We start from the raw sequence: 14,126 nt of genomic DNA on the forward strand, positions 1-14,126 counted from the left end.
TTTTACAGGGAGATTAATGCTTCAATATCAAAATTTTTGATAGCTGTTTCTCCTATTTTGTCTTTATTTAATTCAGTTAGATATGGCAGTATTCCCAGACATGGGACATCAACTAATTCTTTTAAAACCTGAGGATTTGTTTTTTCAGCAATATCATTTTTTGCAGGCTCAGAAAAGTTAATAATATAGCCCTTTACAGAAATTTTCTTGTTTTTTAATGCTTCCAGTGTAAGAAGAGTATGATTAATTGTGCCAAGTGTTGGTCTTGTTACTAATATTACAGGTAATCCCATATCTTTAATCAAATCTCTAACAAAATAAAACATTGATTTCTTTTTCTCTTCTTTATTAAGAGGAACCATTAAACCTCCAACGCCTTCAACTAAAAGATAGTCATATTTTTTCTGGAGAGTTTCAAATGCCCTGAAGATTCTCTCAATATCAACTTCAATCTCTTCAATTCTTGATGCAACAAGTGGACTTAGAGGGTTTTCAAGCTTTATAGGCGTTATTAAATCAAGAGAGTCATTCATTTCAGCCATATCCCTTAAAAGCATTCCATCGCTTGGAAGCAATATTCCATCTTTGTTAAGGCATCCAGTTTCAATAACTTTCATAGCACCAACCTTTAATCCCTTTTTTATAAAGCTTCTAAGTATCGCAGATGTAACAATAGTTTTTCCAACTCCTGTATCTGTTCCTGTGATAAAGTATCCAGCCTTCATAACAAATCCTCCTTTTTAAAGAATCATATCGTTATATGGTATAATGTTATATAAACTAAAGGCAACCTGATAAGGAGGAATAGTGATAAGATTTGAAGAATTACAGATGAGAATAATGGATGCAGCAAAGAATTATCTGGATGTTTATGAGATGTCCACATTGATTGAACAGTATTCATTAAATAAAGAGAGCAGACTTTCAATGACTTTGCCTGAAATTAAACCTCCCTATCCAATAAGTGCTACAGTTTCATTTTCTTATAATGCTCATCAAACAAGCTTTTCTATTCTTTTTGATGAAGATGAAGTTGAAGATGAATCTGAAAATTTTGAAAATATGGTAGAGGTTGAGGTGGTTATTAATCTCCCTTTTCTTGAGGGCTATAATCAGTTAAGAGAGCTTTTTGAAGAAATAGTTAATGAATATCCTGATTTAGATATTATTTTAATAAGAAAGGAATTTTTTAGAAAGGACTTGATTGAAGGTGAAGAATATGAAATTGTTTACTCCTACATGGTTGGAGGAGAGGAATTAAAAGACTTACAGTTTTATGAAGAAATATTCTTTGAGTTGAGTAATATGTTACGTACAATTTATGAAAAAACTAAGTTTTATATTGATATGTCCTGGTACAGAGCAGAAGAAGATGATACCTTTTAATGAAATAAAGACAGTCTTTTTAGACATGGATGGAACAATACTGGATAAGTATTATGATGATTATTTCTGGGGAAATTATGTTCCTCAAAAGTATGCTGAAAAAGAACAGATAAGCATTGAAGAGGCTCAGAAAATACTGTTTTCAATGTATAAAGCAGAAGAAGGCACTCTTAATTGGACAGACATAGATTTCTGGTCAAGAAAAACAGGATTAAATATATTTCAACTAAAGCAAGAAGTAGCATATCTTATAAATCCTCATCCAGATGCGGAAGACTTTTTGAGAAATGTAAGTTCCAATGGCAAAAAAGTTTATCTTGTAACAAATGCCCATAATAAAGTAATGGAACTCAAACTCAAGAAAACAGGTTTTGATAAATATTTTCACGATGTTTTTACATCATTTGATATGGGATATCCTAAAGAAAAACTTGAGTTTTGGAAAAGGCTCAAAGAAAAGATTTTCTTTGAGCCCGAATATTCAATTTTTGTAGATGATACAGAGGAAATTCTTCATACAGCTAAACTTTCAGGTATAAAACTACCTATTTTAAGAGCAGTTTCAAGCTCTCGGTCTATCCCTAAAAAATCTGAGGAATTTTTAACAATAATGAATTTTCAAGAGATTATTGATTTATAAAATTCCCAACTCTTTTTTGAGCCACTGTTTGATTTTTTCATTAATAGGGCACATTCCAAAGCATATTTTGTCCTTGTTTTCATTTACTGCTTCAATAAGCATTTCCTCTGGAATTTCATCTATTCTTGCTATAGTTTCTCCATAATCCATCTCAGTATGTCTCATTATAAAAAGCAAAGGTTTTTTGCCAGTGGTGTCAATATATGGAATATAGCCTTTAATTGAACCTTTATAAACAAGCTTATCTCCTTCTTTTAAACATCTCGGCGACATAAGTTCCTGTGGTTGCATATCCCATAACATATGTTCTCTGAAAAATGGGTCTTCTTTAAGCTCTTTAAGTGTTATTAATTCACTGAAAATCATTAAATCACCTCCATCTTTTATTTTTTTCTTCTTTCAGGGACAATTCTTTCTTCTATTTTCCCCTGATTGTATTCCTCTGTTACATAAAGTCCACAATAACATCTCCCATACTCTTTTATATCATCTATACTGTAAACACAAGGACAGATTATATCAGCATCTCTTTGTTTATCTCCTGAAGCCAATCTACACGGACATGACCTATAACCATAACGTTCTTCATTTTTTAGCAATCCCTTTAAAAGTTCAAAAACAAAATTTTTATCTTTGTTCAATTCCAAACCTTTTGACTTAGCATATCTATCCAAAACTTCATAAAGTTTTTCAGGAGTCATAATTAATCTTTTACTTCAAGAATTTTTTTGAGTTCTTCTTCATTTAAGCCTACTACAGCTGTTTCAACTACCAATGTTGGGAATGTCTCATCAGGATTAATTTTTTTTAGCTCTTTCATAGCAAGCCATTGCTCTCCGCTGTCAAGAGTATCAACTTCAATTATTTCAGTCTCAATAGAATTATTTTTCAAAAACTCTTTAACTTTTTTACATACGGGGCAAGTGCTTAATGAGTATAGCCTAACTCTTTTAAGCATTCCCACTCCTTTTTTTGTTGAAAGTATTATTAAGAGTCAGATTTACATCCTCAAGCATTTCAAGATTTGCTGTTCTTATTGTATCCAGTGGAAGTTTTAACATATTTGCCAATTCTTCAAATGGTATTTTAGATACATAACAGAGTTCAGCAATAAGAATCTTTAATGCATCATCTTCTATCAAAGATTTTAATTCATTATCCTTTACATCAACACTATCAACCGCTTCTCTAAAGGACATCCCGTCTTTAATGTTCTGAATAATTTCTTTCATGGCTTTTTCATAAATTTTACTTTCTTCTTCTGAGTAGTCCTTAAAAACAAAATTAAAATCTGTCATAATAAGCTCCTTAATCTTTATTTACCTTCTTCCAATATGCATGGTGAACAGAAGATATTTTTTTATTAAACTTTCAGTTATTATTCTGATTTCGCTGTCTTTTATATTTTTCATTATGTCTTTCAACCACTCTTGCTGCTCTGAGGATAAACTCATAGCATTTTCTTTTTCTATCTTTTCTTTTTGGTTTCTGTAAATTCGTCCAAAACGAAACTCTATGTCTTTTACTCCATAGGAACGAAGTTGTTTTAAAAATTCATCCTTTAGCAGTTTTAACTGAGTCAGCCATAGATGTGAATTAACAGTCACAAAAAGAGTTCCATTTTTCAACTCCTTAGGAAAAGAATGTTCTGATACAGGAGGAGTGAAGATATCATTCCAGCTTTTTCTTAAAAATTTTAGCAGTACGGCATCTTCTATACCATAATTACCAAATAAAGAAGGTAAAATTTTCCCAACTCTTTGCATATTTAAACTGCTTTTTTGACAAAGCCTGAACGAAGACATCTGGTGCAAACATGAACTCTTTGGGGACCTCTTTCAGTAATAATCTTCATTCTCTGAAGATTTGGGAAAAAATATCTTTTTGTTTTGTTGTTTGCATGACTTACATTATTGCCTATCACTTTTTTCTTACCACATACATAGCAGCTTGCCATTTTAACCTCCTTCAGTTTGCATATACTTAATTATTTATGATAACATTTTATTGATTTGGAGACAAGGAGGGAAGAATCAATTTATGTCAACTAAAGCAGTTAGAAGTATAGAGTTAGCAAGAGAGCTTGGAGTAAAACCCTTAGAGATTGTAAAATTTATTGAAAAAATAAGGAATATTCAATTTAAAAAGGGAACTACAAACATTAAGGTAGAGCCAGATGAAATTGACAAGATAATCCAACACTTTAAGAAAGAAGCTAAGTTAGAAAAAATAAAAGAGAAAGAAGAAAAACCTGTTGAATTAAAAAAGACTGAAGAAATAAAAGAATTAGAAGAAAAAAAACCAATAACACCTAAGATTATTGAAGAAGAAATAAAGGAAGAAGAAGAGCTTCAGCTACCTGGCAGATTTAGAAGAGAAATATCCTTTGAAAAAATTGAAAAAATAAAACCCAAACCCGTACCTACAAAAATTCCGCCCAAGAAGTTTGAACCTAAAAAATGGCTTGATATAAAGGAACAGAAAAAAGTTAAGGATAAAAATAAGAAAGAAGAACCTGCTGTAACACCATCAACAGCTCCAAGAAAAAAATCAATTAAGATAGAAGAAGGCACAACAGTAAAAGAATTTGCCGAACTTATTGGGCAAAAAGTCCCAGATGTAATAAAAAAATTTATGGAACTTGGCTATATGCCAACAATTAATCAACCTGTTGATATAGATGCAGCTCAGCTTGTCGCAGAAAGCTTTGGAATAAAAGTAGAATTTTCTCAGACACAGGAACTTGATATTATTGAAGAAGTGGAAGATTCTCCAGAATTACTTCAACCAAGACCTCCAATTGTAACTGTTATGGGACATGTTGATCATGGTAAAACATCACTACTTGATGCAATAAGAAAAACAAAAGTGACAGAACAGGAAGCAGGAGGCATTACACAACATATAGGTGCATATAAGGTAACACTTCAAGGTAAAGATATTACTTTTCTTGACACTCCAGGGCATGAAGCATTTACAGCATTAAGAGCGAGAGGTGCGAAAGTAACTGATATTGTTGTTCTGGTTGTTGCTGCAGATGATGGAGTCATGCCACAGACGATTGAAGCAATAAACCATGCGAAAGCAGCTAATGTTCCAATAGTTGTTGCTGTAAACAAGATAGACAAACCAGAAGCAAATCCTCAAAGAGTAAGGACTCAGCTCAGTGACTATGGAGTTATTCCAGAAGAATGGGGCGGGCAGAATATATTTGTTGATATTTCAGCCAAAAAAAGAATAGGAATAGAAAATTTACTTGAAATGATAGCTCTTCAAGCAGAAATAATGGAGCTTAAGGCAAATCCCAATAAACCCGCAAGAGGAACAATCATTGAATCCCGACTTGATAAAGGACGTGGACCTGTAGCAACAGTAATTGTTCAGAATGGAACTCTAAGGATAGGAGATGCTTTTGTTGCAGGAGTGACATATGGCAAAGTAAGAGCAATTATTGATGATACAGGGAAAAGAATTAATGAAGCTCCTCCGTCTACTCCTGTTGAAGTTGTAGGATTTGAAGAAGTTCCTCAAGCAGGAGATAGTTTCACAGTTGTTGAAGATGAAAGGATAGCCCGCCAGATAGCAAACACACGAGCACAAAAGAAAAGACTTGCAGAAATGCAAAAGGCGCAAAGGCTGACACTTCAGGATTTATATGAAAAAATTAAAGAGGGAGAAGTCAAAGAACTTAATTTAGTTATAAAAGGTGATGTTCAGGGTTCTGTTGAAGCACTTAAGAAAGCAGTAGAGGATATTACCCATCCTGAAATTAAAGTTAAGGTTATACATACAGGTGTTGGTGGTATAACAGAGTCTGATGTAAATCTTGCAGCTACTGCTAATGCAATAATAATAGGATTTAATGTCCGTCCAGAAACAAAGGCTCAGGACCTGGCAGAACAACTTGGAGTTGATATAAAGCTTTATAGCATTATTTATGAAGTAATTGACGATGTAAAGAAAGCTCTGCAAGGAATGCTTGAACCAGAAATTAAAGAAAGAGTTATAGGTAGAGCAGAAGTAAGGGCAGTATTTAAAATATCCAAAATCGGTACAGTTGCAGGCTGTTATGTTTTAAATGGAACAATATCAAGAGCAAGCGACGGTGTAAGGGTAATAAGAGATAACATTGTAGTTTATGAAGGTAAGATCAGTTCTTTAAAAAGATTTAAAGAAGATGTAAGAGAAGTTCAGGCTGGTTATGAATGTGGAATAACCATAGAGAACTTCAATGACATAAAAGAAGGCGATATACTTGAAAACTATGTTCTTGAAAAAGTTCCTGTGAAAGGTCTGTAAAATGCAACCCTATAAAAGGGCACAAAGGCTCAAAGTTCTTTTAAAGGAAGAAGTAGCTGAGATAATCTTGCATAAAATAAAAGACCCAAGACTCGGTTTTATTACAGTAACTGATGTTGAACTTTCAGATGATTTGCGAATAGCAAAAGTTTTTATTTCAGTGCTTAAAACAGAAGACAGACAGCTTACGCTTCAAATTTTAAATGACGCAAAGGGTTTTGTGCGAAGTGAAATTGCAAAAAGACTCAGAATTAAAATAATACCTACATTTGAGTTTTTATTTGATGAATCTATAGACCGTGGATTCAGAATTGACCAACTTTTAAAAGAGATAAAGAAGACTTCGGAGGAGGTTTGAGACCACCTGAATATTTAATTGATGCTATTAAAAAAAATAATTCTTTTTTAATACTTACACATACAACGCCTGATGGAGATGCTTTTGGTTCCTCTATCGCTTTAAAGTTTCTGCTTGAACAATTCAATAAAAAAGCAGAAATTTATGCAGAGTATCCAATCCCTGTGCAGTATCAATTTCTTCCAGGAAGTGACTCTATTAAAAATATTGAGCTTCTAAAAGTTGAAGATTTAGTTTTTTCATGCAATTGTGCTAAAGAGAATAGTTTGCCTTTTGATATTTTAATTTTGGTGGATTGTAATAATTTGTCAAGAATTAGCTATAAGAAGGAAATTATTGAAAAAATTAAAACTTTTTCGGGTACAAAGCTGATTATTGACCATCATGTTGAATCTAACCTTCCAGACCATAACTCTTTGAAATGGATTGACCCACAAAAGGCAGCAACAGGTATAATGGTTTTTTATCTCATTAAAGCATTCAATGGCGAAATCACACCACAGATTGCAACAAATCTTTATACAGCAATAATCGTTGATACAGGTAACTTCCAATTTGAAAATACAACAAAGGAAGTTTTATCAATTGCATCAGAACTGGTAAGCTACGGAGCAAAACCTTCCTATATTTATCAACATAGTTTTGAGTCATGGAGTCAAAACAGATTCAGACTTTTTATAAAAATGTTGAACAATATTGAGTTATTTCCTCCTATTGCAATATCGTTTATAAGTAAAAAGGATTTTGATGAAACTCTCACCCAGGAGTCTGACACTGAAAGATTTGTAGAGTTTTTGAGAATTTTAAAAGAAGTTAATATCACAGCTCTTTTTAGAGAAATTCAAGAAGGTTTTCTAAAAGTCAGTCTTCGTTCAAAGGGTGATTTGGATGTAAGCAAAATTGCAGAAGAATTTGGTGGAGGAGGGCATAAGAATGCCGCTGGATATAGAATTTCAGCATCCTTTGAAGAGGCACGAAATAAACTTATTGAAAAAATGAAGGTTTATAACATGTTGAAATAAATGGGAAAAATTATAGCAATAGCAAGTCAAAAAGGTGGTGTAGGTAAAACAACAACAGCTATAAATCTCTCAGCCTGTTTGGCAGTAAAGGGCAGAAAAATTCTTGTAATAGATTCAGACCCTCAAGCAAGCCTTACATTCGGCTTGGGGATTAGAAAAAATGGAGAAAAAATCAAAGGATTATATGAACTTTATGCGGGCAAGGCAACACTACAGGAAGTTTTGAGCCAGCCAATAGAAAATCTTTATGTAATTCCTTCAAGAATAGATTTATTTATGGCAGAACTTGAAATATTTGAAACTGAACAAAGGGAAAAAAGGTTAAAATTTTTACTTGAAAGCTTTAAAGATGAATTTGATTATATTTTTATTGATTGTCCTCCTTCATTTTCTTTTCTTACACTTTGCGCCCTTGTAGCTTCAGAGTCTGTAATAATTCCTGTTCAATGTGAACAGTTTGCATTAGAGGCTTTAAGAATATTTATCAAGCTCTTATGGAGAATAAAAGGAAGTTTTAATGAAGCTCTGGAACTTGAGGGAATTCTTCTTACAATGTTTAGTAAACATATTAACTTAAGCAGGACTATCGCAGAAGATATAAAAAGAGTTTTTCGCTCAAAAATTTTTGAGACTTATATCCCAAGAAATATAGCTTTATCTGAAGCTTCAATGAATGGAATCCCTGCTATTTTTTATGCACCAGATGCTTACGGAACAATTGCATATAGTGAACTTGCTCAAGAAATAATTTCTCGCCACAGTCCTTCATAGATATAAAATATGATTGCCATCATAGTTTTCCTCTGTTTTTGCAAGATAAAATAAAACTAAGCTAATCAATACTAAAGGAGGAAAGATGACAAAAAGGTCAATAGTTCAAATTGATCAAGACAGATGTGATGGCTGTGGAGCATGTGTAAATGCCTGTGCAGAAGGAGCAATTCAAATTGTTAATGGTAAGGCACAACTTATTAATGAAATTTATTGCGATGGACTCGGTGCATGTCTTGGAAGTTGTCCAAAAGGAGCAATTACAATAGTTGAAAAAGAAGCACAACCCTTTGATGAAGAGGCTAATAAAAAGCATCTTGAATTAATAAAAATCAAGGAAGTTCCGTCTTGTGAATGCCTTTCTTTCGCGAAGAACCACAAGCTTAATAACTGGCCTATTCAACTTAAGCTCATCTCTGTAAATGCATCATTTTTGAAGGATGCTCATTTGCTAATTGCTGCTGATTGCACTGCTTTTTCATACCCTAACTTTCACAAAGAGATTTTAAAAGATAAAAAATTAATAATTGCCTGCCCAAAACTTGATGATGCAAAATTTTATATTGAAAAACTTACAGAGATTTTTAATCTAAACAATATTAAAGCAATTACTGTTTTAAGAATGACAGTTCCCTGTTGTGCTGGACTTACGTGGATTATTAAAGAGGCTTTAAATAAGTCAGGTAAAAGTATTTCATTTGAAGAAAATATTATTGATATTGATGGCACTATGAAATCTTATTGAGTTCCTCTATCACTTTTCCTGCAAGCCGAAGATTAAATCCCTGAAGAGATGCTATTTCTTCAACTGTAGCAGCCTTTATCTTTGATATGCTTCCAAAGTGTTTTAGCAGTGTAAGTCTTCTTTTTTTACCAATTCCTTGAATTTTTTCAAGTAATGATTCAAAGGTAGCTTTTTTTCTGAGTTTTTTATGATATGATATAGCAAATCTATGGGCTTCGTTTCGTATTTTTTTTAACAGAAGTGAAGAAGGTTTTTTATCTTCAAGAACAAGCTCTCTTCCATCAGGGAAAATAAGTCTATCAGGGTCTTTTGCAATTGCGAAAACATTGAGTTTTTCTTTTAATTCATTAATAACTTTGATTGCAGCATTTAAATGTCCCAAGCCTCCATCAATTAATATTAAATCAGGTTCTGGTAACTCTGCATTAAATTTCTTAACTACTCGGTGGACAATTTCTTTCATTGCTGAGTAGTCATCAATACCTTGAATTTCCTTTATTCTCAAGTGTCTGTATAAGTTTTTATCAAAGAAGCCATCCTGCCAATAGACAAAACTTCCAACTGAATAAGAACCAAAAAGGGTTGATACATCAAAAGCTCCGATTTTAGAAGGAATTTCGGAAAGATTTAGTCTTTGTTTTAATTCTTTAAGTGATGTTTCCAAAGGTGAAATCTTTGATTGTAAATGAATTTTTGCATTATTTAATGCCATGTCAAGAAGGGCTTTTTCTTCTTCTAAGGAAGGAGTTTTGAGTTCAACAAAATCTCCTCTTTTCTCCTTTAACCACTCTTTTATTTCTGTTAAACTTTCTGGCAAGTTTTCTAAAACAATGATTGGAGGAGGAATCAGGGCTTCTTTTGAATAAAGAGCTTCAATTACTGCATGAATAAGCTCTCCTTCACTTTCATAAAAAGCCTTTTTGACTGTCCAATCATTTGAACCAACAAGTAATCCATTCCTTACAAATAAAGTATTTACAGATATTTTAGAATTTTCAATATATACTCCTATTACATCCATATCATCAAGCGTTTGAGAAACTACTCTTTGCTGTGTGAATATTTTTTCAAGTCTTCTAATCTGATCTCTAATCTTTGCTGCTGCTTCAAATTTAAGCTCATGAGAAAGCTTTTGCATTTTTTCATAAAGAATATTCAATAATTCAGTTTTTTGTCCTTTTAAAAATAATACAACCTCATTAACTCCCTTCATATAATCCTCTCTGCTAATAAATCCAGCACATGGAGCAGGACATCTTTTCATTTGATATTGAACACAAGGACGTATAGGCTTATTTAGTCTGTATTTACATGTTCTTATTGGAAAATTTCTTCTGATAAAAGATAAAGCCTCCCACATAGACTGAGCAGGAACATAAGGACCAAAATATAAATTGCCGTCTTTTTTAGGTTTTCTAACAACATCTATTTTAGGCCATTCCTCTACAACTGTTATTCTAAGATATGGATAGCTCTTGTCATCTCTAAGCAAAACATTAAATGAAGGTTTGTGTTGCTTTATCAGATTTGCTTCAAGAACAAGAGCTTCAAACTCATTTGATGTAACAATATATGAAAAATCTTTAATAAGTTTAACCATTTTTGATTTTCTTGGGTCAAGGTCATCTGATTGAAAGTAACTTTTAAGCCTGTTTCTTAGATTTTTAGCTTTCCCAACATACAAAACCTTTCCTTTACTGTCTTTAAATAGATATACTCCCGGTAAAGAAGGAACAGTATTTAAATCAATCATAATAATATTGTATCAGATTACTTCTCTCGGGCAGTATAGACTCTGTCCCAATCTGAAGGAGGAGGATTTAAAATATAATCTTTACATCTTTCTTCATAAATTGAAGAGACTTGATCACTGAATTCTTCATGAATATAGGTAAATATTTTTAAGGCTTCTTTGAACATGCAGTTTCTATACAGATGTAATGCTTTCTCAAAATCTTTTACAACAGAAATTAAAGGAGAATCTTCTTCCATAACTTCATAGATTTTTACAGGTTCTTTTTTCCCTTTAACTCTTATTAAATCAAGCTCTCTTATAAAGATTTGTTCTTTATTAACAATACCATTAAAGGTGCTTTCGCTTATTATTATTTTTGTCCCATAAAACTTATTCAATCCTTCAAGTCTTGATGCTAAATTTACTGTGTCTCCAATTGCAGTATAGTCAAATCTTTTTTCTGTCCCCATATTTCCTGTAATTGCCTCACCTGTATTTATTCCTATACCAATGCCTATTTGAGGAAATTTCATCATTGCAAACTTTTCATTCAATGATTTAAGCTCCTTAAGCATTTCAAGGGCTGTTAATACAGCTTCTCTGGCATGTTCTTTTAAATCAACAGGTGCATTATAAACTGCCATTATGGCATCTCCAATGTACTTGTCAAGCATTCCTTTATGTTTAAGCACTATTTTTGTCATAGGGTCAAGATAATTATTAAGTAATGTAACAAGCTGCTCAGGATTAAGGGATTCAGAAATGGTTGTGAAATTTCTTATATCAGAAAACATTACTGTGATTATTCTTTTTTCGCCTCCAAGCCTTAATTTATCAGGATTTTTAATTATGATTTCTACAAGTTCTGGTGCAATGTAGCTTGAAAAGGCTTTTTTTATAAATTTGCTTTTTTTCTCAATAATTAAATTCCTGTATGCCTCTGATGCTAAATAGCATATAGAAAGGGATATGAAGGGATAAATAATTGAAAGATCAAGAAAATAGGCTTTAAAAATAAAGAAATTACTTAGATAGGTTAAGAAAGTAATTCCAGAAAAAATAAACAAGGAAATTAAAGTTTTGGAAGCCTTTGTAAGAAACAAACAAAGCAATAAAACAGGGATAGCTATAAATGCAATATCAAGCAGTGTTACCCATGCATTGTGAATCAAATATTGTTGTTTGAGAATATTAGATAATACCGTAGCTGATATTTCAACTCCAGGCATCACTGGATCAAATGGTGTATTGCGAATATCAGATATTCCCATCTCGGTTGCACCTATAAAAACAATATTATCCGATGACAATTTTAGATTACCATTTATGATATCAACAGCTGATACAGTTTGAAATGAACCACCTTTACCATAGTAATTGATTGTCAGTCTCCCTGATTCATCAACAGGTATAAGTTCATTACCTACCCACAAACCTTTTATTCCATAATTAGTAATTCCGACAATCAAAGGACTATTTTTGAATTTTTCTAATGTTTTAAGTGATAGATGTGGATAGAGTTCTCCATTATAAAGAACAAGCAAATTTATTTTTCTGTAAACTCCATCATCATCAGGAAATATATTGAAAAATCCTGCTTGAGCTTTTATTAATGGGATATTAAGTTCAGCATAAGGGAATTCTTTTACTGGTAAAATTTTTACATCTTCTAATATCTTAACTATTTTTATTTTTGAGTGCATGAGATTTAAGTAGGATTGAGGATGAATTTTAGTTTCCTCATCTCTAAAATAGTAACCTGTAACTACATTGTTTTTATTTACAGCATATGAAAGAAGCTTATCAGAATAAGCATTTGAAGGTTCTGAAAAAACAATATCAAGAGCAATGACTCTGACTTCTTTAAGATTTTCAATAAGCTTAGCTATAATTTTTCTATCCCAGGGCCATCTTCCAAGTCTGTCTATACTTTTTGAATCTATTGCAACAATTACTATTCTTTTATCAGGCTCAATATCTCCTCGTAATCTAAATCTTACATCCTTAAGTTTCAAATCTATGGAGTTTAAAAAGTCTATTTTACAAAAATAACTAATAATAACAACCAGTATAGAACAAAATCCTATACAGAAAAATATAAATAACTTACTTTTCATTCTCTAAAAGTCTGATAATTGTTTCAACATTCGTTATATACTTTCCTTCGGGATAAGTTTTTTTGTATTGATAAAGTCTTTGTTTTGCCTGTTTTTTTAATCCAAGTTCATAAAGTGTCATTCCTGTAAGATAAAGCGATGTTTCTTTCTGCGGAATCTCAGGATATTCTTCAAGAATAAGCAAATACTCAGCTAATGCAGCCTCAGGATTTCTAAGAAATCTTGAATATACAGTGCCTCTTTCAAGCCTTGCATCAGCTCTTATCTCTGGTTTATCACTAAGGTCAAGAGCTATCTGAAATATATAAAGAGCTTCTTCATATTTGCCGCTGTCAGCAAGATAATGCCCGTAATTTATATCCCACCTTGCTATTATATTTGGCAAAGCACCTGATATTTCCCATTCCTTAGGTGGAACTGCTGCTGTAAGCATGGAGAGTCCTTTTTTTGCGTCCTCAAGAAGACTACCATGCTCTACTTTAACAGGTTCTGCAGGTGTTAATCCTCTTGTATTCTGAATCATGGTATCAGGAATAAGGATTTTTTCTGGCGTATCATGTCCAGTTATGTAAACTGTATTTTCATTACCAAAAAATACATTTGCCTGTCCCTTAGCAAGCATTAAAAATTCAGTTCCTTTTATACCTGCTACTGCTGTAGGAGTTTTAACTTTATAGTTAGTAGTCTGTCCTGTAATTTTTACCACAGTTGCTCTGATTTTCCCCTGCGCTACATAAAAAACTCCATTTTTCTTCCCTTTATCAAGCAAATATTCTGAAATTTCAAGTTCTGTGTTATCAGAAAGAGTAAATTTGCTTCCATCAATTAGTTTAATAATTGTCCAGCTTTTTGGCTCTGTTTTTATCCAGTAGCCAGTGTTTATTGTAAGTCCTGCCTTAGCTTTTTTATAGGGGATACCTGCTTGTTCTCTGTAAAGAACCGTTCCATCAATTTTTTCAATCTCTCCAATTGCTCCATAGGCAAGTGATGATAAATATAAATATAATATGAATAGACTAATAAGAATTACTATTTTCATAAATACCTCCGATG

General features: G+C 32.4%; 17 protein-coding genes. 7 read left to right on the plus strand and 10 right to left on the minus strand.

The window, feature by feature from the left end; translation table 11 throughout:
• Positions 1-2: 2 nt before the first annotated feature.
• Positions 3-725 carry a dethiobiotin synthase gene (gene bioD / locus THEYE_RS09270; protein WP_012545503.1) on the minus strand — a complete coding sequence of 241 codons (723 nt, stop codon included), beginning with the start codon at positions 723-725 and terminating at the stop codon, positions 3-5.
• Positions 726-807: 82 nt separating this feature from the next.
• Here bioD and THEYE_RS09275 point away from each other — a divergent pair, with 82 nt between their 5' ends.
• Both THEYE_RS09275 and THEYE_RS09280 read left to right on the plus strand, forming a co-directional pair.
• Positions 808-1,386, plus strand: a complete 579-nt coding sequence (locus tag THEYE_RS09275; RefSeq protein WP_012546784.1) for a hypothetical protein — start codon at positions 808-810, stop codon at positions 1,384-1,386.
• Positions 1,373-2,026, plus strand: a complete 654-nt coding sequence (locus tag THEYE_RS09280; protein ID WP_012545041.1) for an HAD-IA family hydrolase — start codon at positions 1,373-1,375, stop codon at positions 2,024-2,026. Before THEYE_RS09275 ends, THEYE_RS09280 begins: the two co-directional genes overlap by 14 nt.
• Here the strand turns inward: THEYE_RS09280 and THEYE_RS09285 are convergent.
• Genes THEYE_RS09285 through rpmB form a run of 6 tightly spaced genes read right to left on the minus strand, consistent with a single transcriptional unit; the run spans position 2,021 to position 3,983 of the window.
• A complete protein-coding gene (locus THEYE_RS09285) occupies positions 2,021-2,392 on the minus strand; it encodes a DVU0772 family protein (protein ID WP_012545676.1) in 372 nt (123 codons plus the stop codon). The two genes, THEYE_RS09280 and THEYE_RS09285, sit on opposite strands and share 6 nt — an antisense overlap.
• 17 nt (positions 2,393-2,409) lie before the next feature.
• Positions 2,410-2,727, minus strand: coding sequence for a ferredoxin-thioredoxin reductase catalytic domain-containing protein (locus tag THEYE_RS09290; RefSeq protein ID WP_012545927.1), 318 nt, complete (start codon positions 2,725-2,727; stop codon positions 2,410-2,412).
• 2 nt (positions 2,728-2,729) lie between these two features.
• Positions 2,730-2,984 (minus strand): glutaredoxin family protein, encoded by a 255-nt coding sequence (locus THEYE_RS09295; RefSeq protein WP_012545047.1) that lies wholly within the window; start codon positions 2,982-2,984, stop codon positions 2,730-2,732.
• Positions 2,977-3,324 carry a hypothetical protein gene (locus THEYE_RS09300; protein WP_012546297.1) on the minus strand — a complete coding sequence of 116 codons (348 nt, stop codon included), beginning with the start codon at positions 3,322-3,324 and terminating at the stop codon, positions 2,977-2,979. The genes THEYE_RS09295 and THEYE_RS09300 overlap by 8 nt, the downstream gene beginning before the upstream one ends.
• 21 nt (positions 3,325-3,345) lie before the next feature.
• Entirely contained in the window at positions 3,346-3,792 is a 447-nt protein-coding gene (locus tag THEYE_RS09305) for a DciA family protein (protein ID WP_012545189.1), read from the minus strand.
• A gap of 2 nt (positions 3,793-3,794) precedes the next feature.
• Positions 3,795-3,983, minus strand: a complete 189-nt coding sequence (gene rpmB, locus THEYE_RS09310) for a 50S ribosomal protein L28 (RefSeq protein WP_012546135.1) — start codon at positions 3,981-3,983, stop codon at positions 3,795-3,797.
• 83 nt (positions 3,984-4,066) lie between these two features.
• Between rpmB and infB the strand changes: the two genes are divergently transcribed.
• The 5 genes from infB (at position 4,067) to THEYE_RS09335 (ending at position 9,221) form a co-directional block, all read left to right on the plus strand.
• Complete coding sequence (infB, locus tag THEYE_RS09315; RefSeq protein WP_012546130.1) at positions 4,067-6,325, plus strand: translation initiation factor IF-2; 2,259 nt, start codon at positions 4,067-4,069, stop codon at positions 6,323-6,325.
• A 1-nt stretch (position 6,326) separates the two neighbouring features.
• Positions 6,327-6,683, plus strand: coding sequence for a 30S ribosome-binding factor RbfA (gene rbfA, locus THEYE_RS09320; RefSeq protein WP_012545236.1), 357 nt, complete (start codon positions 6,327-6,329; stop codon positions 6,681-6,683).
• Positions 6,680-7,705 carry a DHH family phosphoesterase gene (locus tag THEYE_RS09325; RefSeq protein ID WP_012546380.1) on the plus strand — a complete coding sequence of 342 codons (1,026 nt, stop codon included), beginning with the start codon at positions 6,680-6,682 and terminating at the stop codon, positions 7,703-7,705. The genes rbfA and THEYE_RS09325 overlap by 4 nt, the downstream gene beginning before the upstream one ends.
• Positions 7,706-8,476 carry a ParA family protein gene (locus tag THEYE_RS09330; RefSeq protein WP_012546470.1) on the plus strand — a complete coding sequence of 257 codons (771 nt, stop codon included), beginning with the start codon at positions 7,706-7,708 and terminating at the stop codon, positions 8,474-8,476. It abuts the gene before it with no gap.
• An 85-nt stretch (positions 8,477-8,561) separates the two neighbouring features.
• On the plus strand, positions 8,562-9,221 hold the full coding sequence (locus THEYE_RS09335) for an ATP-binding protein (protein WP_012546635.1): 660 nt from the start codon (positions 8,562-8,564) through the stop codon (positions 9,219-9,221).
• Here the strand turns inward: THEYE_RS09335 and uvrC are convergent.
• From uvrC to THEYE_RS09350, 3 genes are read right to left on the minus strand one after another with little or no spacing between them, the layout of a single operon-like run.
• Positions 9,205-10,974 (minus strand): excinuclease ABC subunit UvrC, encoded by a 1,770-nt coding sequence (gene uvrC, locus THEYE_RS09340; RefSeq protein ID WP_012545436.1) that lies wholly within the window; start codon positions 10,972-10,974, stop codon positions 9,205-9,207. The genes THEYE_RS09335 and uvrC overlap by 17 nt on opposite strands.
• Before the next feature lie 17 nt (positions 10,975-10,991).
• A complete protein-coding gene (locus THEYE_RS09345; protein ID WP_164924872.1) occupies positions 10,992-13,073 on the minus strand; it encodes a CHASE2 domain-containing protein in 2,082 nt (693 codons plus the stop codon).
• On the minus strand, positions 13,063-14,112 hold the full coding sequence (locus THEYE_RS09350) for a FecR domain-containing protein (protein ID WP_012546851.1): 1,050 nt from the start codon (positions 14,110-14,112) through the stop codon (positions 13,063-13,065). Before THEYE_RS09350 ends, THEYE_RS09345 begins: the two co-directional genes overlap by 11 nt.
• Positions 14,113-14,126: the final 14 nt, after the last annotated feature.

Source organism: Thermodesulfovibrio yellowstonii DSM 11347 (assembly GCF_000020985.1).
Lineage (GTDB): Bacteria > Nitrospirota > Thermodesulfovibrionia > Thermodesulfovibrionales > Thermodesulfovibrionaceae > Thermodesulfovibrio > Thermodesulfovibrio yellowstonii.

What these genes read in the sequence shown, in the direction of transcription:
- bioD (WP_012545503.1), bottom strand. Translation starts at nt 725, where the DNA reads ATGAAGGCTGGATACTTTATCACAGGAACAGATACAGGAGTTGGAAAA.
- THEYE_RS09330 (WP_012546470.1), top strand. Translation starts at nt 7,706, where the DNA reads ATGGGAAAAATTATAGCAATAGCAAGTCAAAAAGGTGGTGTAGGTAAA.
- THEYE_RS09300 (WP_012546297.1), bottom strand. Translation starts at nt 3,324, where the DNA reads ATGACAGATTTTAATTTTGTTTTTAAGGACTACTCAGAAGAAGAAAGT.
- THEYE_RS09350 (WP_012546851.1), bottom strand. Translation starts at nt 14,112, where the DNA reads ATGAAAATAGTAATTCTTATTAGTCTATTCATATTATATTTATATTTA.
- THEYE_RS09290 (WP_012545927.1), bottom strand. Translation starts at nt 2,727, where the DNA reads ATGACTCCTGAAAAACTTTATGAAGTTTTGGATAGATATGCTAAGTCA.
- THEYE_RS09285 (WP_012545676.1), bottom strand. Translation starts at nt 2,392, where the DNA reads ATGATTTTCAGTGAATTAATAACACTTAAAGAGCTTAAAGAAGACCCA.
- uvrC (WP_012545436.1), bottom strand. Translation starts at nt 10,974, where the DNA reads ATGATTGATTTAAATACTGTTCCTTCTTTACCGGGAGTATATCTATTT.
- THEYE_RS09295 (WP_012545047.1), bottom strand. Translation starts at nt 2,984, where the DNA reads ATGCTTAAAAGAGTTAGGCTATACTCATTAAGCACTTGCCCCGTATGT.
- THEYE_RS09335 (WP_012546635.1), top strand. Translation starts at nt 8,562, where the DNA reads ATGACAAAAAGGTCAATAGTTCAAATTGATCAAGACAGATGTGATGGC.
- rpmB (WP_012546135.1), bottom strand. Translation starts at nt 3,983, where the DNA reads ATGGCAAGCTGCTATGTATGTGGTAAGAAAAAAGTGATAGGCAATAAT.
- THEYE_RS09280 (WP_012545041.1), top strand. Translation starts at nt 1,373, where the DNA reads ATGATACCTTTTAATGAAATAAAGACAGTCTTTTTAGACATGGATGGA.
- infB (WP_012546130.1), top strand. Translation starts at nt 4,067, where the DNA reads ATGTCAACTAAAGCAGTTAGAAGTATAGAGTTAGCAAGAGAGCTTGGA.
- THEYE_RS09305 (WP_012545189.1), bottom strand. Translation starts at nt 3,792, where the DNA reads ATGCAAAGAGTTGGGAAAATTTTACCTTCTTTATTTGGTAATTATGGT.
- rbfA (WP_012545236.1), top strand. Translation starts at nt 6,327, where the DNA reads ATGCAACCCTATAAAAGGGCACAAAGGCTCAAAGTTCTTTTAAAGGAA.
- THEYE_RS09345 (WP_164924872.1), bottom strand. Translation starts at nt 13,073, where the DNA reads ATGAAAAGTAAGTTATTTATATTTTTCTGTATAGGATTTTGTTCTATA.